Genomic DNA, 20045 nt, shown 5'->3' with positions numbered 1-20045 from the left:
ACCTCAACGCTTCAGGCGCAGCCTTCCACATACTGAATGCTGGGACCGCCGGCTGCGACCTGCTGGACGCGGCCGTCGTTTCCGATGTGATAGTTGATCCCGCGCGCCGCCGGGTTCTGGACATAGCCGGTCCCGCCGCCGCTGCTCCAGGCGGTGATGTATTCGGCCGGGGGCTCGCTGTATTTGTGCGGCGACGCCGTCGCGGCCGAACCGTAGGCGGTCTTGATGGCGGCGGCTTCGTCACCCACGCCGAAGCCGCGGTCGGTCTTGAGCGTGGCGGCGCGGGCGAGCCAGATGCTGGTCAGGACGCCGTTCTCGACCATCACCGTCAGGCCTTCCGGAGCGCGCTCCGGATGGAAGGTGTCGCACGACGCCGGATCCGGACCGCCGACGGCCCCGGGATTGGCGTCGGGGCCCAGCGCCGTCTCGACCTCGGCGCGGGTCATGCCGATGCGCAGCGGGCCCCAGCCTTCGGCCGTGACGGCATTGGTCGTGGCGGGCGTCGCAGCGGGAGCGGCGGGTTCCACCGGCGCCGCGGGCTTCGCGGGTTCCGGGTCGGGCGCGCCACAGGCGGCCAGCATCAGGACGGCGGAGGTCAGCAAAAGGGGGCGGATCATGGAGCGGCTCCTGGGGGTTCGGAGCATCAACGCATGAAAACGGCGCGCGGATAACCGCGCGCCGTCAATCTTTTCAGCAAGGCATGGCTTTTCAGCCGAGACCCTGGAAAGACCTAGTCTTCCTTGGGCGTCAGGACCTGACGGCCGCGATAGGTGCCGGTCTTCAGGTCAATGTGGTGCGAGCGGCGCAGCTCGCCCGTGTCCTTGTCCTCGGTATAGGGATTGGTCCCCAGCGAGTCGTGGGCGCGGCGCATGTTGCGACGCGAGGGCGATACTTTGCGCTTCGGAACGGCCATGTCCGTCTCAATCTTCCAAGTCGACGCCAGCAGGGGCGCGAAAACAACAGCGGCGGCCCGAGAAAGAGCCGCCAGCGAGGGCGGGCTTATGCATGAAGCCGCGGGCGATTTCAAGGCATGTCGCGGCGCGGCTCAATCGAGGGCGCGTTCCATGACCAGGAAGTACAGATCGTCGCGCCGCGGCAGGCCGAACCGGGGTTCGCCATAGGGGAACGGCAGGGTGTCTCCGGTCAGGCGATAGCCCAGTCGCTGATACCAGGCGATCAAGGTTTCGCGCTGCGGAAACACCGAGATTCGCACCCGTCGGGCGCCGAATCGATCCGCCACGGCCGCATGGGCCGCCTCGACGAGCCGGCGCCCGAGACCGCCGCCCTGCAAGGTCGGGCTGACCGACAGCATGCCGAAATAGCCCGTCCCCTCGCCCCGGTCGGCGATCAGGACGCAGCCGACGGGTTCTTCGCCGCGCCACGCCGACAGCAGGGCCTGTTTCGGATCGGCGAGGATCCCGGCCAGGTCTTCGGGATCGGTGCGCTGGCCGTCCAGCAGATCCGCCTCCGTGGTCCAGCCGGCGCGCGAGGCCTTCCCGCGATAGGCGCTCTCGATCAGGCGGTGCAGGGCGGGAATGTCGGCCGGGACGGCGTCGCGGATGTCGATCTCAGTCATGGCCCAGCATGTCGCCGACCGCCTCGCCGATCGCAAGGGAGCTGGTCAGGCCCGGGCTCTCGATGCCGAACAGGGCGACCAGACCCGCGATCCCGTGATCATCGCGACCGCGCAGCTGGAAGTCCGGCTGCGGCTCGCCCGGTCCGTGCAGCTTGGGCCGGATGCCGGCGTAGTCGGTCGACAGAGCCCCGTCGGGCAGGCCGGGCCAGAAGCGACGGATATAGCGCTCGAACTCGCCCGCCTTGGCCGGATCGACCGAATAGTCCTCGGTCTCGACATAGACGAGGTCGGGCCCGAACACGGCCTGACCGCCGAGATCCTTGCGGTAGTGGGTGCCCAGGGCGCCGGGAATGGGCGGCGGATAGATCAGCCGCTCGAACGGGGCCTTGCCGGTCAGGCGGAAATAGACGCCCTTGCCGAAATGGCCCGCGGGGATGCGGACGACGGGATAGCCCGCGATTCGACCCGCCACGTCCTGGGCCCCGAGGCCGGGGGCCGCAACCAGCAGCCGGGTGGTCAGGGTCGCCCCGCCCTCCCCGCCCGCGGTGAGGGTGAAGCCGCCGCCGGGCAGAGGCTCGGCGCGTTCGAACGGGGTGGAGACGACCACCGACCCGCCGGCGTCCTCGATCTCGCCCTGCAAGGCCAGCATGTAGCCGTGGCTGTCGAAGACGCCGCTTTCGGGGGACAGGATGGCCGCGTGGGCGTTCAGGCCGGGCTCCAGCGCCCGGGCCTGGGGCCCGGTCAGGTGATCCAGCCCCTCGACCTCATTGGTCACGCCCTGTTCGAAGATGGCTTCGATGCGCGCCACCTCGGTCTCTTCGGTGGCGACGACCAGCTTGCCGCATTTGCGGAAGTCGACCTTGTGGCTCTCGAGGAAGGCGTAGAGCAGCCGTCGGCCCGCGACGCAGTACCGCGCCTTCAGCGAGCCGGTCGGATAGTAGAGGCCGCCGTGGATGACCTCGGAATTGCGCGACGACACACCTTGGCCGATGTGGGGCTCCTTCTCCAGCACCAGCACCGACAGGCCGCGCCTGGCCAGCGCCCGGCCGCAGGCCAGGCCGACCGCGCCGGCGCCGACCACCGTCGCGTCGAAGTCGAAGCTCACGCCTTCGGACCATAGAGGCTGGCCGCGCGGGCCTCGAAACAGTGCATCAGCTTGCCGACCGCGCGATCGAAATTGGCGTGCAGCACGCCGTCCAGCAGTCGTGACTTGAAGGCGAAGTCGATGAAGAACTCGACCCGCGCGCCCTTGGGGTCGGGGAAGAACTCCCAACGGTTGTTCAGGTGTTTGAACGGGCCGCGGATAAGGCCCACCTCGACCACGTCGCGGTTCCGGTCATGCCGCACCCAGGTCGAGAACCGCTCCTTGAGGAAGGAGAAGCCGACCGCCGCCTCGGCGTCGAGCAGCGACACGCCAGGCGCCTCCTCGCGCGGGCTCCAGGTCCGCATGGCGGTGACCCAGGGCACGAACTCGGGATAGGCGCGCACGTCGGCGACCAGCGCGGCCAGCTGGGCGGGCGTATAGGGCAGGATTTTCGTGACGCGGTGGGTCGCCATTAATACGCGACGCCGTCCAAACCGTCCGTCAGAAGCACGATGGAGATCACGAATTGAAGGCCGATCACGATGTTGGCGAGCGCCGTACGTCGCGCTAGCCGCAGCACGACCGCCAAGACCGCAATCCCGCTGATGATTGCAGTCGAACGTACGTAAAGGGGATTGTCGAGCAGTCTCAAAACGCTGATGGCCAGCATGGTGACCAAAATCACGTTCACACCCGCGAATGCGAGCCCAAGAATGAAGAAGGGGCGGTTCCCGAGACTTGGATTAGACGGCTCGGACCGAGGGTGAGACAGCGGCACGTCGCCCTCACCGTCCGGTCTGCGCCAGCCGCGCCGCCCTCAGCCGGGCGAAGTCGTCGCCGGCGTGGTGCGAGCTGCGGGTCAGGGGCGAGGAGGACACCATCAGGAACCCCTTGGCCCGGGCGATGGCCTCATAGGCCTTGAACTCGTCCGGGGTGACGAAGCGGTCGATGGCGGCGTGTTTGCGGGTCGGCTGCAGGTACTGGCCGATGGTGATGAAGTCGACGCCGGCGGAACGCATGTCGTCCATCACCTGCATGACCTCTTCGCGGGTCTCGCCCAGGCCCACCATGATGCCGGACTTGGTGAACTGGTTGGGGTCGCGCTCCTTGACCATCTGCAGCAGGCGCAGGCTGTGGAAGTAGCGGGCGCCCGGCCGGATCTTCAGATAGAGCCGCGGCACGGTCTCGAGGTTGTGGTTGAACACGTCCGGCGCAGCGTCGATCATCACCTCGGCCGCCCCGTCCTTGCGCAGGAAGTCGGGGGTCAGGATCTCGATGGTGGTGTTCGGGGCCTGCAGGCGGATCTGGCGCACCACTTCGGCGAAGTGAGCGGCGCCGCCGTCGGAGACGTCATCCCGATCGACCGAGGTGATCACGACGTGGTTCAGACCCATCTCCGCCACGGCCATCCCAACCTTCGCGGGTTCTTCCGGATCGAGCGGCTGCGGCAGGCCGGTCTTGACGTTGCAGAAGGCGCAGGCCCGCGTGCAGGTGTCGCCCATGATCATCAGGGTGGCGTGCTTCTGACTCCAGCACTCGCCGATGTTCGGACAGGCCGCCTCCTCGCAGACCGTGACCAGACCCTTGTCCTTCACGATGGCCTTTGTCGCATTGTACTGGCCCGAGCCGGGCGCCTTGACGCGCAGCCAGTCGGGCTTCTTCAGCACGGCGGTTTCCGGGCGGTTCTGCTTTTCCGGGTGACGCAACTCGGCCGGCGTCTTCCTCAGGGTGTCGATCAGCGTGACCAAGGCGACGCGGGCTCCGGGCTGTGCGAAGCCGCTATGTCGTCCTTCCACGCGGCGAAGGCAAGGCAGGCCAAAATCTCACGCCCGGGCCTCACGCAAGGTAACGTATCTTTTCAACAAGCCTTCGCCGCCCTAGTTTGCGCGCTCAACATAACGGGCCGGGACCAACCGCGCCCGACGGAGGATGGTTTTGCGCGTACCCCTGGACATGAAGGCCGGCGAGCAGACTATTTTCGACGCCCTGATCGCAGCCCGCGAGACGTACGGCGACAAGGAAATCCTGGAAGACCAGGACCGCAAGCCCCTCACCTACACCGGTCTGATCCGCGCCGCCTTCGTCCTGGGCCGCAAGATCGCCGCCATGACCGAGCTTTCCGAGCGGGTCGGCATCCTGTTGCCGTCCAGCATGGGCGTGGTCGTCACCTATTACGGCCTTCACGCCCACGGCCGGGTGCCGGTGATGCTGAATTTCACCTCGGGCGAGGCCAATATCAAGGCGGCGATCAAGGCCGCAGGCGTGAAGAAGATCCTGACCGCCAAGCGCTTCATCACCCAGGCCAAGCTTGACGACCTGGTCGAGGACCTGGGCACGGTCGCCGAGATCGTCTGGCTGGATGACGTGCGCGAAACCATCGGCCTGCAGGACAAGCTGTACGGCCTGATGGCCGGGATGATGCCCAAACGCTTCCGCGTGAAGACCGAGCCGTCCTCTCCGGGCGTGGTGCTGTTCACTTCCGGCAGCTTTGGCGCGCCGAAGGGCGTGGTTCTGAGCCAGTGGAACCTCGTCGCCAACTGCCGTCAGGTGGCCCAGCACATCGACCTGAACCCCGACTGGGTCATGTTCAACCCGCTGCCGACCTTCCACTGTTTCGGACTGACCGGGGGCGTGCTGCTGCCGATCCTTCAGGGGCTGAAAGCCTTCCAGTACCCCTCGCCGCTTCACGCCAAGCAGATCGTCGAACTGCTGCCGCAGGTGAACGCCTCGGTCCTGTTCGCCACCGACACCTTCCTGAACCAGTACGCCCGCGTCGCCGCCGCCGACGACTTCGCCACCCTGAAGTTCGTCGTCGCCGGGGCCGAACGGGTGCGCGACGAGACCCATCACCTGTTCAACACCCGCTTCCATGGTCTGAAGCTGCTGGAAGGCTATGGAGCCACCGAAGCCGCCCCGGTCGTGGCCGTGAACCATCCCGACCGCAACCGTCCCGGCACCGTCGGCCAGATGATGCCGGGCCTGGAATGGCGCATCGATCCCGTCGACGGCATTCTCGACGGCGGCCGGCTCTATCTGCGCGGTCCCAATGTCATGCGGGGCTATCTGTCGACCGACGATCCGATGTCCATCGACCCGCTGGCGGGCGGCTGGCACGACACGGGGGACATCGTCGACATCGACAAGGACGGCTATGTCTCGATCCTGGGCCGGGTGAAGCGGTTCGCGAAGATCGGGGGGGAGATGGTGTCCCTGACGGCCGTGGAGGGGCTGGCCAGCGCGGTCTGGCCCGACGCCCGCCACGCGGTGGTCTCCATCCCGGACAGCCGCAAGGGCGAGAAGCTGGTGCTGGTCACCGACCGCAAGGACGCCGACGTCGCGCGTCTGGCGGAATGGGCCCGCAGTCACGGCGCCCCGGAACTGGCCGTGCCCAAGAAGATCCTGCGCGTGGTCGAGGTGCCCGTCCTGGGCACCGGCAAGACGGACTATGTCCGCATCCAGCAGATGGCGGAGATCGACAAGGCCGCGTGATCGTCACCGGGCCGGCGGAGACGGCTTGCGGACCGCCCTAGGCCTGACCGATCCGCACCCCGGTCATCGAGATGGATCCACCCTCGATGACGTCGTTGAAGAAGCTGACGTCGTCGCCCGGCAGCCGCTGGGCGGCGACGTACAGCAGCGGCAGGAAATGCTCGTCGGTCGGCACGCTCATCTGCGCGTCCCCGGCCAGATCCACCCAGTTGATCAGGGCGGCGTCGTCGCCGCGGACCAGCGCCGCCTTGACCGCCTCGTTGAACCCCGAGGCCCAGCCATAGGCCTCGCCGCCCGCCCGCTTCCAGGTCCGCAGATTGTGGACGAAGTCGCCCGAGCCGGCGATCACCACGCCCTCGTCGCGCAGGGCCGACAGCTTGCGCCCGAGATCGAAATGCCCCTGGGCGTCCAGCCGGCGGTCCAGCGACAGCTGCACCACCGGTACGTCGGCCTCGGGCCAGACGTGGGCCAGCACCGACCAGGTCCCGTGATCCAGACCCCATTGCGTCGTCGGCGTCGCCCCGGTCAGTTCCGACACGCGCGCCGCCAGCCCGGGCGAACCCGGCGCCGGGTACTGCATCGCCCGCAGTGCGTCGGGAAAGCCGCCGAAGTCATGGATGGTCGCGGGATGGGGCTGCGCGGTCACGCCGAGCCCCTCCGTCTCCCAATGGGCCGAGACCATGACCACGCCTTCCGGCTTGCCGATCGCTTCGCCGACCGCGCGCCAGACGTCCGCATAGGGGCCGCCCAGCGCGTTCATCGGCGAACCGTGACCGAAGAAGACGGCCGGCTGGCGCATCAGCCGACCAGCTTTTTCGCCGTCTCGGCGACGTAGCGGCCCTGGAAGCGCGCGCCCTCCAGTTCGTTCTCGCTGGGCATTCGCGCGCCGTCGCCGCCGGTGATGGTGGTGGCGCCATAGGGCGAGCCGCCGGTCATCTCGTCGATGCGCGACTGGCCGGCCCAGGCATAGGGAAGGCCGGCGACCAGCATGCCGTGGTGCAGGAGCGTCTGGATCAGGCCGATCAGGGTAGTCTCCTGCCCGCCGTGCTGGGTGGCGGTCGAGGTGAAGGCCGAGCCGACCTTTCCGACCAGCGCCCCCTTCATCCACACGCCGCCGGTCTGGTCCCAGAAATTCCGCATCTGCGACGCGGCGGTTCCATACCGGGTGCCCGCGCCGACGATCACGGCGTCATAGTTTTCAAGATCGCCCACGGTCGCGATCGGCGCCGCCTGATCCAGCTTGTAGCCGCTGGCCCGGGCCAGTTCCTCGGGCACCAGCTCGGGCACGCGTTTGATGTCCACCACCGCGCCATCGACCGAGCGCGCGCCCTCGGCGACCGCTTCGGCCATCGCTTCGATGTGGCCGTAGGTGGAATGATAAAGAACCAGAATCCGGGGCATGAAGCCTCCCATGAGTATGCGACACCGTTCCGCAACAGTGTCTGTAGCTGATATAGGGGGTTGGCGCGCCGCCGCAAGGCCGCCTCAAGGAAACCGGCGGGGGGCGCCCCCGTTCCGACCTATCGGCCGATTGGACAGATCCGGTCGTAGAAGGCGTGGTCGGCGGGGGTGCGCTGACCCCGCGTCAGGCGAAACCGGTCCTCGACCACCATGGCCTGCTGTTCGATATTCAGATCGCCCCACGCGCAGTCCATGCCGACGGGATACTGGTATGATGACGGCCGGTCGCCGGCCTTCAGCTTGCCCGTCAGCAGGTTCACGCCCTGCTGCGCCTGCCAGACATGGGTCAGCTCGTGAATGAAGGTCGCCTGCAGCCGCAACGGCGCGCGGGCGATATCCGGGGGCAGGCTCCGGCCCGGCCAGACGATCCAGTCCCGGCCGAACCAGCGTCCGGCGACGAAGGCCCGGTCGAACGGCCAGGGGGATCGCAGGAAGCGGACCGCAGCGAGGCCCAGGGCAGCGCCGAACGCCTGTTCGGCCAGCGCCTTTTCGGCGATCGTCAGTCCACGGATCATGGCCCTGCGTAGCTGCCGGTCGGACTGACCCACTCCCAGTGCCAGGGCTCATAGACATAGGGGGTGAAACCGAACCGCCCGGCGTTCCTGACCATCCAGCGATAGGTCGGCGTCCGGCTCATATGCAGCCGGCTGGCCTCCGAGGTGTCATCGACCCCCAGACCCGGCAGTTGACCGACATAGAGATCCACGGCCGTGCCGGTCCGGTGCGGCGAGCACACCGCCCGCCTCAGCCCGTCGCAATTGCCCGAGGCGGCGCAGCGGGCCGCGTCCGCTTCCGGATCGCGGAAGCCGGAGAAAATCTGCAGCAACTCGGGATTGCGGGCGACCTCGGGAACCTCGGCGCGCGCCGCCTGAACCAGCCGGCGATAGGCGTCCAGCACGTCGCGGCGCAGCAGCCGGGTCAGCCGGTCCGCGTGCTCTTCCGATTCGACCAGATAGCCCAGCTGGTACAACGGCGGCGGCTCCGGGCACGGCTCCTCGCGCACCCGCGCCATGATGAAGGGCCGCCGCTCCTGCCACAGGCCGCGGAAGGTCTGGAAGGTCGCCGCGTCAAACCAGCCGGTGGGCGCCAGGCCGTGGGCGATCTGGAACTCGGCCAGCCGCCGGGCGAACACCGGCGAGTTCGGCGCGCAGTCGATGCCCAGCTCCTGCTGGATCAGCGGCAGATAGGTCTCCCAGCCGTGTTCGGTCGGACCGAACGGCGTCCACTCCATGCGTTGCCAGGACAGGCTGTTGGCGAGGGCCGGCCCGGCCCATTCGATGGGATCGGCGTCGCAGACCTGGGCCTGGCCTGACTGGGCCATGGCGCGGGCGGGCGCCAGCGCGGTCGCGACGGACAGAAAGAGCAGGCTCAGAATGATGCGGAACGCGCCCATCCGCCAAGGAAGCCTGACCTGGCGGTTGACGGCAAGGGGCATGTCGGAATGACGGTCGGCGACCGAGACAATTCACCGTCGATAACCGCGACATCGGGCGCCTCGATATCGTCGACAGGCGCGATATCCGGGACCTGATTCCGGGCCATGCGCAGCGGCGGAAAAACCGGCATGGTGAGCGGCCGGCCGACTCAGGGCCGTCGCCCACGGATCCGTCATGACCGACGTCGCCCAGGCCGCTCCGGCCCGCCGTTCCAACGCCATTCTGGCGGCCTTCTCGGGCCCCTGCCTGCCGCTGGCGGCCTTCGGCGTCGCCCTGCCCGTGACCCTGCCCGAATTCTACGCCACCTGGGTCGGGCTGGAGCTGGGCGTGGTCGCCGCCGTCTTCATGGCCGTGCGGCTGATCGACATCGTCTTCGACCCCTTCATCGGCTGGGGCATGGACAAAACGAAGACCCGATGGGGCCGCTACCGCCCGTGGATGGCGATCTCGACGCCGATCCTGATGCTGTCGGCCCTGATGATGTTCGTCCTGGTCCAGCCCGGGGCGGGCGCGGCCTATCTGTTCGGCTGGCTGCTGGTGCTCTACCTCGGCTTCTCGATCGGCACCCTGGGCCAGCTGGGCTGGGCCTCGGTGCTGGCGCCGCAATACGACCAGCGCAGCCGCGTCTATGGCTGGTGGCAGGTGTTCAACATCATCGGCGTGATCCTGATCCTGATCCTGCCGACGGTGGTGGTGAAGACCGGCCTCGGCGACTACGCCGCCGGCGTGCGCATCATGGGCTGGGCCATCATGATCGCCCTGCCGGTGACCATCGGCCTGGCCATGTTCGTCGTGCCCGAGCCGGTCAACGCCGGGGCGGCTCCGCACGGCGGGCCGAGGGCCTATCTGGCCCTGTTCGGCCGCAAGACGGTGCGCAAGCTGCTGTTCGCAGACCTGCTGCTGGGCGTGGCGCCCGGCATCACCGGCTCGCTGCTGTTCTTCTTCTTCGGCCAGATCAAGGGCTACGACCACACCCAGGCCTCGCTGTTCATGCTGTTCTATTTCGTCGCCGGACTGGTGGGCGCGCCGGTCTGGGCCTGGCTGGCCACGAAGATCGGCAAGGACAAGGCCCTGGCCACGGCCAGCCTGATCTTCGCGGTCTTCTATGTCGGCGCCACCCTGGTCCCGGGCGGCAATTTCGCCCTGACGGCCACGGCCATGTTCATCGCCGGCCTGCCCTACGCCGCCGGCCTGTTCCTGCTGCGGGCCATGATGGCCGACGCGGGCGACGAGGTGCGGCTGGACACGGGCGTGGACCGCACCGGCCTGATGTTCTCCATCCTGTCGGCCACCACCAAGATCGGGCACGTCGTGGCCCTGATCCCCTATCTGATCCTGCAGTGGGTCGGCTTCCGCGCCATTCCGGCGGCCGGGGGCAACAGCGAGAGCGCGCTGCTGACGTTGCAGATCCTCTTCATCCTCGTGCCGGGCCTGTTGCTCGCCGCCGCCGCCCTGGTGCTGAAGGGCTATCCGCTGACGCCGGCCCGCCATGACGAAATCCGCAAGGCGCTGGAAGCCCGCGACGGCGCGGCGATGGAGCCCGCATGACGCCCATCGACCGTCTGACCGGCATCATGGCGAAGCTGCGCGACCCGGACGGCGGCTGCCCGTGGGACGTGGAGCAGACCTTCGCCACCATCGCCCCCTATACGATCGAGGAGGCCTATGAGGTCGCCGACGCCATCGAGCGCGGCGACATGGACGAGCTGAAGTCCGAGCTCGGCGACCTGTTGTTCCAGACCGTCTTCCACGCCCGCATGGCCGAGGAACAGGGGCTGTTCGCCTTCGACGACGTGGCGAACGCCATCGCCGACAAGCTGGAGCGCCGCCATCCGCATGTCTTCGGCGACGAGGCCGCCAAGGCGGACGGCGCGGCCCAGAAGGCGCGCTGGGAGGATATCAAGGCCGGAGAGCGCAAGGCGAAGGCCCAGCACGGCGCGCTGGACGACGTGCCCGTCGGCCTGCCGGCGCTGGCGCGGGCGGCGAAATTGACGAAGCGCGCCGCCCGCGTGGGCTTCGACTGGCCCTCGACCGACGAGGTGTTCGACAAGCTGCATGAGGAGGTCGCCGAACTGCGCGTCGAGATCGCCGCCGGGGACCTGGACAAGGCCCGCCACGAGGTCGGCGACCTGCTGTTCGTGGTCGCCAATCTGGCGCGCAAACTGGGGGTCGAGCCGGAGGACGCCCTGCGCGGGGCGAACGCGAAATTCGTCCGGCGGTTCGGCTTCATCGAGGCGGAACTGGCGAAGGACGGGCGGTCGCCGGAGCAGTCCGACCTGGCCGAGATGGACGAGCTGTGGGATGCGGCCAAGGCGGCGGAGCGACGGTAACCGGCAGCGCCCCTCCACCGCTTCGCCGTCCCCCTCCCCGCGGAGCGGGGAGGGGGACGGCGGCCTGACGCCCGCTACAGGGCGACCCGGTCCTTGTTCATCCGCAAGCGAACCACCAGCCCCTGCTCCGCCCAGTCCTTCTCGATGGCGCCGTCCAGCTGGCGGGCCATGGCGCGCGCGACCATCTGGCTGCCGTAGCCGCCCGGCCCCTCGGGCGGCTGCACCGGCGGGCCGCCCTGTTCCGTCCAGGCGATCACCAGCTCGGTGTCGTGGGCCGAGCAGGAGACGTCCAGGGTCCCCGTCTCGGCGGACAGGGCGCCGTATTTGAGCGAATTGGTCGCCAGTTCATGGACGATCAGGGCCAGGGCGTTGGCCGCCTGCTCGCCCACCCCCATGCGCGGCACCGACACCCGGATGCGGCCGCTGAAGGCGCCGAGGTCGTCATAGGGGGCCAGCAGGACCGACAGGAGGTCGCCGAGCAGCGCCGCCTTGCCCTCCTCGCCGGGCAGCGGGCGAACGAGGTCATGGGCGCGGCCGAGGGCGGTCAGGCGCTGAGTCAACTCCCGCGCCATATCGGTCGTCGTATCCACCGAGCGGGAGGTGATGGCCGTCAGGCCCGAGGCGATGGCCAGCAGATTCTTGACCCGGTGGCTCATCTCGCCGGCGAGGAGTTCATGGCCTTCCTCGGCCTGTTTGCGGCCGGTCACGTCGATGAAGATGCCGAACATCTTGCGGCTGACCATGCCCAGGTCGTCGCCCTGTCCCCGCGCGGAGACCCAGCGGACATCGCCGTCGACCAGGATGCGGAAATCGATCTCATAGGGCCCCACCACCGCGCGGGTGGCGGCGAAGGCGGCCCGCACCCGGTCCCGGTCCGCGGGATGGATGTGGGACGAGAGATCCTCGAAGGTGACGTGGGGCCGGACCGTCATGCCCCAGAGCCCGAACGCCGCCTCGTCCATGGCGAAGGTGTCGTCGTCGACGTTCCACGACCACAGGGCCACCCCGGCGGCCTCAAGGCCCCGTTGCAGGTCGGCGACGTCCCAGTTGGACGTCGCGGCTTTCGACTTCGACATTCGGGGGGTCCAGGCTCAACCGTGTCACGCGAAACCGCGTAAACCCCGGTGAGCGCGCCGTTCTAGCACAGGCCGGGGCCGCGGCGCACGCGCGCCTTAGCCGGTCGCGGAGAACTGCCGCTCGAACCGCCCCAGCGCCGCCGGGTGGAGCCGCACGGTCACATGGGTGCGGCCCTGATCGTCCGTCTCGCGGCCGGTGACCCGACCGTTCTCATACAGCCAGGCCAGGGCCTCGCCCTGTGACGGAGCCAGCACCAGTTCCGTCTCCGGGTCGTCGTCGATCAGGCCGGCGATGGTCTCGCGCAGGGGTTCAATCCCCTCCCCGGTCCAGGCCGAGACCGCGACCGCCTTGCCGTCGCGGGACAGGCGTTCGGCCTGGCCCAGCACCGCCTCGCGGACGTCCTCGTCGAGCAGATCGATCTTGTTCCAGACCTCCAGCACCCGGCGGGTCTTGCCCTCCGGCGTCTCGATCTGTTTCAGCACCGCCTCGACGTCCTTCGACTGGGCCTCGCTGTCGGCCGAGGCGATGTCGCGGACATGCAGGATCAGGTCGGCCTCGCCCACCTCCTCCAGCGTGGCGCGGAAGCTCTCGACCAGTTCGTGCGGCAGGTCGGAGATGAAGCCGACGGTGTCGGCCACGATCGCCGGCCGGCCCTGCGGCAGGCGGATGGTGCGCTGGGTGGTGTCGAGGGTGGCGAACAGCAGATCCTTGGCCACCACGTCCGAGCCGGTCAGCCGGTTGAACAGGGTCGACTTGCCGGCGTTGGTGTAGCCGACCAGGGCGATGGTCGGGAACGGGACCTTCTGGCGCTGTTTGCGGTGCAGGCCGCGGGTGCGGCGCACCTCGTCCAGTTCGACCTTCAGCTTGACGATGCGGTCGGCGATCAGGCGGCGGTCGAGTTCGATCTGGGTCTCGCCGGGACCGCCGGTCGAGCCGGTGCCGCCGCGTTGCCGCTCAAGGTGGGTCCAGGTCCGGACGAGGCGCGACTTCTCATAGTCGAGCCGCGCCAGTTCGACCTGCAGCCGGCCTTCCTTGGTCCGGGCGCGGCGGCCGAAGATCTCGAGGATCAGGCCGGTGCGGTCGATGACCTTGCAGTCCCAGGCCTTTTCCAGATTGCGCTGCTGCACGGGAGACAGGTCGTCGTCGACGACGACGGCCTCGGCCTCGGCGGCGAGGACCAGGGCGGCCAGCTCCTCGACCTTGCCCGAGCCGAACAGGGTGGCGGGCGTAACCTTGCGGATGCGCACGATCTCTTCCGCCCGCACGTCGAGGTCGAGCGCCCGGGCCAGGCCGACGGCCTCTTCAAGCCGCTCGACCGACTGGCGCGAGCTCTCGCTGGCGCCGGAATCGGAGCGTTCGGGATGGATGACGACGGCCCGGATCAGGGGGACGGCGTGGTCGATATGTTTGGCGGTCAGGTCTCGGGCTTTCTCTACGCCGTCATCCTCGGGCTTGACGCGAGGATGGGATGTTGTGGTGCTCATCGACAGATAGGAAGTCGATGGCCGTTGGGCCATCCCTCACGCACAGCCGCACCACGTCTGACCCTCGGGTCAAGCCCGAGGGTGACGGTCGAAAGGACGGAAGGCCGGTCAGTCCTCGTCGGCCTCCGGCTCGTACAGCTGCACGGGCGCGGACGGCATGATGGTCGAGATGGCGTGTTTGTAGACCAGCTGCGACTGGCCGTCGCGGCGCAGCAGCACACAGAAGTTGTCGAACCAGGTCACGATGCCCTGCAGCTTGACCCCGTTGACCAGGAAGATGGTCAGCGGCGTCTTGGTCTTGCGGACGCTGTTGAGGAAGGTGTCCTGAAGGTTCTTGGACTTGTCTTGCGACATGGCAGGTTCAGCCTGTTCTTGCTTGTTCTCCGGCCGAGGGAGCGGCGCGGGGCTGGATCGGATGTCCGGCCCCTCACCTTAGACGCCGCCCGCGCGGGGCCGCAACGCCTAGATGGCGTCGCGGCGCGCCTGATCCAGATACAGGGTGCGCAGACGGGTGGTGATCGGACCCGGCTTGCCGTTTCCGATCTTCACCCCGTCGATCGACACCGCCGGCATGACGAAGGCCCCGGCGGCCGTGAAGAAGGCCTCCTTCGCCCGCTTGGCCTCATCGACGCTGAACGGCCGTTCGTCCAGTTCGACGCCCTCTTCCTCGATCAGCGCCATGATCGCCGTACGCGTGATCCCCTTAAGGATGTTGGCCTGGGTGTCGCGCGTGCGCAGCTTGCCGTGTTCGTCGACGATCCAGGCGTTGGTCGATGAGCCCTCGGTGACCAGGCCCATTTCGTCCACCATCCAGGCCTCATAGGCGCCGCGCTCGCGCGCCTGCTGCTTGGCCAGGACGTTGGCCAGAAGGCCGACGGTCTTGATGTCGCAACGGCCCCAGCGGATGTCGGGCACGGTGACGACGGCGACGCCCTTTTTGGCCGTGGCTTCGCTTCGGTCGGCGCTGATCGACTTCGCCGTCACGACGACGCTGGGCGGCGTGCCCTCGGCCGGGAACGGATGGTCCCGGCGGGCCGTGCCCCGCGTGATCTGCAGATAGACGATGCCGTTGCGGACCCGGTTGCGTCGGATGGTTTCCTGCAGCACCCGGGTCAGGGACTCGCGGGTCATCGGAATGTCGATGCGCAGTTCGTTCAGGCTGCGGTGCAGCCGCGTCATATGGCCCTCGAAATCGGCCATGCGGCCGTCGAAGACCGACCAGACCTCGTAGACGCCGTCGGCGAACTGGAAGCCGCGATCCTCGACATGGATCACGGCCTGACCGTGCGGCTGGTACTGGCCGTTGACATAGGCGACGCGGCTCATGCCTCGATGACCTCTTCGATATCCTCTTCGCCGCCGCGCGACGGCGACACGCCCAGTGATTTGAGCTTCCGGTGCAGGGCCGACCGCTCCATGCCGATGAAGGCCGCGGTGCGCGAGATATTGCCGCCGAAGCGCATGATCTGCGCCGCCAGATATTCCCGCTCGAACACCTCGCGCGCCTCTCTCAGCGGCAGGGCGATGATGCGTTCGCCGCCGAGGGTGCCGGTGGAATTGGCGTTGGTCGCCTCCTGCGGCAGCATGTCGGCGCTGATCGGCTCATTGACGTCGCCGGTGGCCAGGATCAGCAGCCGTTCGACGTTGTTGCGCAGCTGGCGGACGTTGCCCGGCCACGGATGCACCTGCAGCACGGCGATGGCGTCGTCGCCCATCCGCCGCCTGGGCAGGCCCTGGGACGAGGACAGGGTGTCGATGAAATAGTCGATCAGCTCCTGGATGTCCTCGCGCCGCTCGGACAGGGCCGGCACCCGGATGGGCACCACATTGAGCCGGTGGAACAGGTCCTCGCGGAACCGGCCCTCGGCGATCTCCTGCTTCAGGTCTCGCGAGGTCGAGGTGACCACGCGAATGTCGACCTGCACGTCCTGCTCGCCGCCGACGCGACGGAAGCGCTGCTCGACCAGAACGCGCAGCACCCGGCTCTGACTCTCGCGCGGCATGTCGCCGACGTCGTCCAGATAGAGGGTGCCGTTGTGGGCGCGTTCGAACACGCCGATCTTGCGCGGACGGCCGTCGACGCCCTCTTCCCCGAACAGTTCGAGGTCCAGACGTTCCGGCGTCATGCCGGCGGCGGCGATGGCGACGAACTCCCCCCTGGACCGGGCGCTGGCCTCGTGGATCTGGCGCGCGACCAGTTCCTTGCCCGATCCCGGCGGGCCCGAGATCAGCACGCGGCTGTTGGCCGGGGCCACCTTGGCGATGGTCGTGCGCAGCGCCTGGGCCGCCGCGGACCGGCCGATGAAGCCGGTCGGGGCCGCCACCTGAGCCCGCAGCCGGCGGTTTTCGCGCTTCAGCGAGGTCGCCTCCAGCGCCCGCTGCACCACCACCACCAGACGGTCGGACTTGAACGGCTTCTCGATGAAGTCATAGGCCCCGCGCTGCAGGGCCGTGACCGCCGTTTCGATGTTGCCGTGGCCCGAGATCATCACCACCGGCAGGTCCGGATCCAGCTCCTTGATCACGTCCAGCAGTTCCAGCCCGTCCAGACCGCCGCCCTGCATCCAGATGTCCAGCAGCGCCAGCGACGGCTTCCTCGCCCGGATCGCGGCCAAGGCCTCGTCCGAGTTGGAGGCCACGCGCACGGCGTGGCCCTCGTCCTCGAGCAGGCCCGAAACCAGCTCGCGGATGTCGGCCTCGTCGTCGACGACCAGAATATCGGCTCCCGTGGATCGCATATCGCCTCGCTATTCGGCGGCCGGAACAGTCGGGGACCGGGACGCTTTCGCATCCTTCGCCCCGGCGGCGCCGGTCGATTTGGGTTGGGATTTCAGGGGGAAGATCAGGCACACGCGCGCCCCCGACAGGGCTTCCGCATCGGCCAGCTTCAGCTCGCCGCCGTGTTCCTCGCAGATGCGTTTGACGATCGCGAGACCCAGGCCGGTGCCCTTCTCGCGCGTCGTCACATAGGGTTCGGTCAGGCGGTCGCGATCCTTCGGCGGCAGGCCCATGCCGTCGTCCTCGATAACGAAGGTCGCCGTCTCATCTTCGACGGACAACCGCGCCGAAATGCCCGGACGGTCGCCGTCGCCCTCACGAGGAGCGATCGCCCGGCGCGCGGCCACGGCCTCCCCGGCGTTCTTGAGGATGTTGGCCAGGGCCTGGCCGATCATGGGCCGGTCGGCGTGCAGCACCGCCCTGGGCAGGGGCTCCAGCAGCTCCACGCCGATGTCGGACGCCGCCACGCGCTGGGCGAAGACCGCCTCGCGCAGCAGCTCGGCCGGATCGACGGCGGCGAAGCGCGGCGCCGGCATGCGGGCGAAGGACGAGAATTCGTCCACCATCCGGCCGATGTCGCCGACCTGGCGGATGATGGTCTCGGTGCAGCGGTCGAACACCTCGACGTCATCCACGACCTGGCTGCGATAGCGCCGCCGCAGACGCTCGGCCGACAGCTGGATCGGCGTCAGGGGGTTCTTGATCTCGTGCGCGATCCGCCGCGCCACGTCGCGCCAGGCGGCGTTGCGCTGGGCCGTGACCAGGCGGGTGATGTCGTCGAAGGTCAGCACCATCTCGCCGCCCACGCCGCCCTCGATGCGGACGCGCAGCCGCCGGGTTTCACCTTCCAGGCTGACGTCGATCTCTTCCTCGATGTGGGCCTCGGCCCGGCCCGCCAGTTCGCTGAGTTCGGGCGACACCTCGCCCAGCGGCCGGCCGATGATGTCCGCGTCGCGGATGGCCAGAAGCTCGACCGCGCTGTCGTTGATGACCGAGACGCGGCGCATCCTGTCGAGGCCGATGACGCCCGCCGACACGCCTGACAGGACGGTCTCGATGAACCGGCTCCGGCCGGTGGCCTCCTCGCTGGCGGCGCGCAGGGCGGCCTGCTGCGCCTCCAGATCGCCGGTCATGCGGTTGAAGGCGGCCGACAGGGTCTTGATCTCGCCGGGACCATCGGCGGCGTCCACGCGCGCGGTCAGGTCGCCGCCGGCCACCCGGTCGGCCGCCTCGGCCAGCCGGCCGATCGGGCCGGAGATGGCGCTGGCCGCGCCCATGCCCAGCCAGATGGCGCCGACCAGCACCAGCAGGGCGGTCTCGAAATAGCTGAGAGCGAAGGCCGCCTGTATGCGCCGCCGGCTCTGCTCGGCTTCGCGATAGGCGATGATCGATTCCTCGCCGTTGCGCATCTGGGCGATCAGTCCGTCCTGGAGCGGCCGGACGAGGTACAGATAGGCGTCGCCGTAGGTCGGCAGGGCGATCAGCGACCGCACGGCGTCCGGATGCTCGGTGACCTCCTGCGGCGGCTCTCCGCCCTCGGCAGCCGCCTCCAGCACGACGCGCGGCGGCGCGACAAAGGCCGGCGCGCCCGGCGCTTCGCCGCTGGCCAGAACCTCGCCCTCGGGCCCCAGGATGTAGATGGCCGGATAGCCGAACAGGTCGGCGATCTGGGTCAGGGCGTCGGAGAACTGGATGCGGTTCTCGAACAGGGGCCGGACCCCCACCAACTGGTCGGAAATGACCCGCAGATCGCCGTCCATCTCCTCGGAGACATCTTCCAGATAGGCGTCGCCGATCAGGGCGCCGTTCTTGACCGCCGACTGGACATTGTCGCTGAACCACTGGTCCACGCCGCGATTGACCAGCACCCCGAACACCAGGGCGACCAGCACCGCCGGCACCAGGGCCACCAGCGAGAACAGGGTCACGAACCTCAGGTGCAGGCGCGCGCCTGCATCCGTGCGGCGGCGGAACAGGGACAGGGCCCGCTGTCCCACGACGATCGCCAGCCCTCCGATCAGCAACAGATTGGCGCCGAGGATGACCAGCACCGCCTGGCTGGCGGTCGCCCGCGCGCCTTCGCCGCTGCTGCCCGGAGCCACGGCCACCAGCCAGATGGCGGCGACAGTGATCAGAAAGGCGAGGGTGTAGACGACAAGGAAGGTGTTTCGGCGCCGCTCCTCCGACCAGCCGGCGAACCAGCGACCCACGCCGCGTCGATCCGCGGCGGGTCCGGTTTCTGCATCGGCGGGAGGTGTGTCCGTCATACAGCGGCAGCTTCCGCCAGCTGTGGCGGAATATCAACAGGGTGGTTGCCAGAATGCGTCACTGGCCGCCACAGCAGCGCCAGTTCGCGCTCGACATCCTCGGGGCTTTCAAGGCGGCACAACCGGGATTTCGCCGTCCGCCGCTCCAGCGGATCCCGGGGCCACGGCGCCTGTTCGATGTACCAGCCCAGATGTTTGCGGAACATCTTCAGGCCCAGCGGCAGGCCGTAGAAGGCGACCGAGGCCCGCAGATGTTCGATGACGATGTGCAGCCGCTCGTCCCGCCCCGGCTCCAGCAGCACCGTCCCGTCGGCCAGGGCCCGCTCCATATGCGCCGCCAGCCACGGCCGCCCATAGACGCCGCGGCCCAGCATCAGGGCGTCGGCGCCCGACTGGCGCAGCGCCTCGCGGGCGTCGTCGGCGGTCAGGATGTCGCCGTTGACGATGACCGGAATGCCCACAGCCGCCTTGACCTCGCCGACCGCCGTCCAGTCCGCCTGCCCGGTGTAGAACTGCGCCCGCGTCCGGCCATGCACGGTGACAGCCCGCACGCCGATCTCCTCGGCCCGCTTCGCCAGCAGGGGCGCATTGCGATGCGCGTCGTCCCAGCCCAGCCGCATCTTGACGGTGACGGGCCGCGACGTCGCCTCGACCGCCGCCTGCATCAGCCGGCAGGCCAGCTCGGGCGTCCGCATCAGGGCCGAGCCGCAGGCCGAGCCCGTGACCTCCTTGGCCGGACAGCCGAAATTCAGATCGATGATGTCGGCGCCGGCCTGTTCGGCCATGCGCGCGCCCTCGGCCATGGCGCCCGGATCGCGGCCGACCAGCTGGATCACGGTCAGCGGCAGCCCCTCGCCGACGGCCGCGCGGCGCACCACGTCGGGCCGGGCCCGCGCCAGCTCGGCGGCGGCCACCATCTCGGTGGCGACATAGGCCGCGCCCAGCCGCGAAGCCAGCCGCCGGAACGGCAGGTCGGTGATCCCGGTCATGGGCGCGGTCAGCACCCGTCCGGGCACCCACACGTCGCCGATCTGTATGCCTGCAGCCATCGGACCCTTTCCGC

At 68.8% G+C, this 20045-nt stretch carries 21 protein-coding genes; 3 read left to right on the top strand and 18 right to left on the bottom strand.

The features are described from left to right. Window positions 1-11: 11 nt before the first annotated feature. From WC555_RS06860 to lipA, 7 genes are all read right to left on the bottom strand, one after another. A complete protein-coding gene (locus WC555_RS06860) occupies window positions 12-617 on the bottom strand; it encodes a hypothetical protein (RefSeq protein ID WP_373252395.1) in 606 nt (201 codons plus the stop codon). Between the two features lie 113 nt (window positions 618-730). Continuing rightward, a complete protein-coding gene (gene rpmF / locus WC555_RS06855; RefSeq protein ID WP_055830178.1) occupies window positions 731-913 on the bottom strand; it encodes a 50S ribosomal protein L32 in 183 nt (60 codons plus the stop codon). A gap of 132 nt (window positions 914-1045) precedes the next feature. Next, a complete protein-coding gene (locus WC555_RS06850) occupies window positions 1046-1576 on the bottom strand; it encodes a GNAT family N-acetyltransferase (protein ID WP_373252393.1) in 531 nt (176 codons plus the stop codon). Further along, entirely contained in the window at window positions 1569-2681 is a 1113-nt protein-coding gene (locus tag WC555_RS06845; RefSeq protein ID WP_373252391.1) for an NAD(P)/FAD-dependent oxidoreductase, read from the bottom strand. The genes WC555_RS06850 and WC555_RS06845 overlap by 8 nt, the downstream gene beginning before the upstream one ends. After that, the gene (locus WC555_RS06840; protein WP_373252390.1) at window positions 2678-3133 is read right to left on the bottom strand and encodes a type II toxin-antitoxin system RatA family toxin; all 456 of its coding nucleotides are present in this window, start codon (window positions 3131-3133) and stop codon (window positions 2678-2680) included. The genes WC555_RS06845 and WC555_RS06840 overlap by 4 nt, the downstream gene beginning before the upstream one ends. Continuing rightward, entirely contained in the window at window positions 3133-3330 is a 198-nt protein-coding gene (locus WC555_RS06835) for a hypothetical protein (protein WP_373252389.1), read from the bottom strand. The genes WC555_RS06840 and WC555_RS06835 overlap by 1 nt, the downstream gene beginning before the upstream one ends. 115 nt (window positions 3331-3445) lie before the next feature. After that, the gene (gene lipA, locus WC555_RS06830; protein WP_373252387.1) at window positions 3446-4408 is read right to left on the bottom strand and encodes a lipoyl synthase; all 963 of its coding nucleotides are present in this window, start codon (window positions 4406-4408) and stop codon (window positions 3446-3448) included. Between the two features lie 181 nt (window positions 4409-4589). Here lipA and WC555_RS06825 point away from each other — a divergent pair, with 181 nt between their 5' ends. Then, window positions 4590-6149 carry an AMP-binding protein gene (locus tag WC555_RS06825; RefSeq protein WP_373252385.1) on the top strand — a complete coding sequence of 520 codons (1560 nt, stop codon included), beginning with the start codon at window positions 4590-4592 and terminating at the stop codon, window positions 6147-6149. A 37-nt stretch (window positions 6150-6186) separates the two neighbouring features. On the opposite strand, the gene ygiD is transcribed toward WC555_RS06825, so the two are convergent. The 4 genes from ygiD to WC555_RS06805 form a co-directional block, all read right to left on the bottom strand. Further along, entirely contained in the window at window positions 6187-6948 is a 762-nt protein-coding gene (gene ygiD, locus WC555_RS06820; RefSeq protein WP_373252383.1) for a 4,5-DOPA dioxygenase extradiol, read from the bottom strand. Then, on the bottom strand, window positions 6948-7550 hold the full coding sequence (gene wrbA / locus WC555_RS06815) for an NAD(P)H:quinone oxidoreductase (protein WP_373252382.1): 603 nt from the start codon (window positions 7548-7550) through the stop codon (window positions 6948-6950). The genes ygiD and wrbA overlap by 1 nt, the downstream gene beginning before the upstream one ends. Window positions 7551-7669: 119 nt before the next feature. Further along, window positions 7670-8125, bottom strand: coding sequence for a hypothetical protein (locus WC555_RS06810; RefSeq protein ID WP_373252380.1), 456 nt, complete (start codon window positions 8123-8125; stop codon window positions 7670-7672). Then, the gene (locus WC555_RS06805) at window positions 8122-9003 is read right to left on the bottom strand and encodes a D-alanyl-D-alanine carboxypeptidase family protein (protein WP_373252378.1); all 882 of its coding nucleotides are present in this window, start codon (window positions 9001-9003) and stop codon (window positions 8122-8124) included. Before WC555_RS06805 ends, WC555_RS06810 begins: the two co-directional genes overlap by 4 nt. 217 nt (window positions 9004-9220) lie before the next feature. On the opposite strand from WC555_RS06805, the gene WC555_RS06800 reads away from it, so the two are divergent. After that, window positions 9221-10594, top strand: a complete 1374-nt coding sequence (locus WC555_RS06800; RefSeq protein ID WP_373252376.1) for an MFS transporter — start codon at window positions 9221-9223, stop codon at window positions 10592-10594. Further along, entirely contained in the window at window positions 10591-11376 is a 786-nt protein-coding gene (mazG, locus tag WC555_RS06795; protein WP_373252374.1) for a nucleoside triphosphate pyrophosphohydrolase, read from the top strand. The genes WC555_RS06800 and mazG overlap by 4 nt, the downstream gene beginning before the upstream one ends. A gap of 74 nt (window positions 11377-11450) precedes the next feature. Here the strand turns inward: mazG and WC555_RS06790 are convergent, their stop codons facing one another. From WC555_RS06790 to dusB, 7 genes are all read right to left on the bottom strand, one after another. Further along, window positions 11451-12452 carry a sensor histidine kinase gene (locus tag WC555_RS06790; RefSeq protein WP_373252372.1) on the bottom strand — a complete coding sequence of 334 codons (1002 nt, stop codon included), beginning with the start codon at window positions 12450-12452 and terminating at the stop codon, window positions 11451-11453. A gap of 96 nt (window positions 12453-12548) precedes the next feature. Beyond that, a complete protein-coding gene (hflX, locus tag WC555_RS06785; protein ID WP_373252419.1) occupies window positions 12549-13871 on the bottom strand; it encodes a GTPase HflX in 1323 nt (440 codons plus the stop codon). Between the two features lie 174 nt (window positions 13872-14045). After that, window positions 14046-14291: an RNA chaperone Hfq gene (hfq, locus tag WC555_RS06780; protein ID WP_055830158.1), complete on the bottom strand. Its 246-nt coding sequence runs from the start codon at window positions 14289-14291 to the stop codon at window positions 14046-14048. A gap of 108 nt (window positions 14292-14399) precedes the next feature. Next, window positions 14400-15263 (bottom strand): D-amino-acid transaminase, encoded by an 864-nt coding sequence (locus WC555_RS06775; protein WP_373252370.1) that lies wholly within the window; start codon window positions 15261-15263, stop codon window positions 14400-14402. Continuing rightward, window positions 15260-16675, bottom strand: a complete 1416-nt coding sequence (locus WC555_RS06770; RefSeq protein ID WP_373252368.1) for a sigma-54-dependent transcriptional regulator — start codon at window positions 16673-16675, stop codon at window positions 15260-15262. The genes WC555_RS06775 and WC555_RS06770 overlap by 4 nt, the downstream gene beginning before the upstream one ends. A gap of 9 nt (window positions 16676-16684) precedes the next feature. Then, a complete protein-coding gene (locus WC555_RS06765) occupies window positions 16685-18982 on the bottom strand; it encodes an ATP-binding protein (protein WP_373252367.1) in 2298 nt (765 codons plus the stop codon). Beyond that, window positions 18979-20031, bottom strand: a complete 1053-nt coding sequence (gene dusB, locus WC555_RS06760) for a tRNA dihydrouridine synthase DusB (RefSeq protein WP_373252365.1) — start codon at window positions 20029-20031, stop codon at window positions 18979-18981. The genes WC555_RS06765 and dusB overlap by 4 nt, the downstream gene beginning before the upstream one ends. Window positions 20032-20045: the final 14 nt, after the last annotated feature.

It is taken from the genome of Brevundimonas sp., assembly GCF_041648615.1.
Lineage (GTDB): Bacteria > Pseudomonadota > Alphaproteobacteria > Caulobacterales > Caulobacteraceae > Brevundimonas.
The sequence above is the reverse complement of the archived record's forward strand: the minus strand, read 5'-3'. Positions and strand labels throughout refer to the sequence as shown.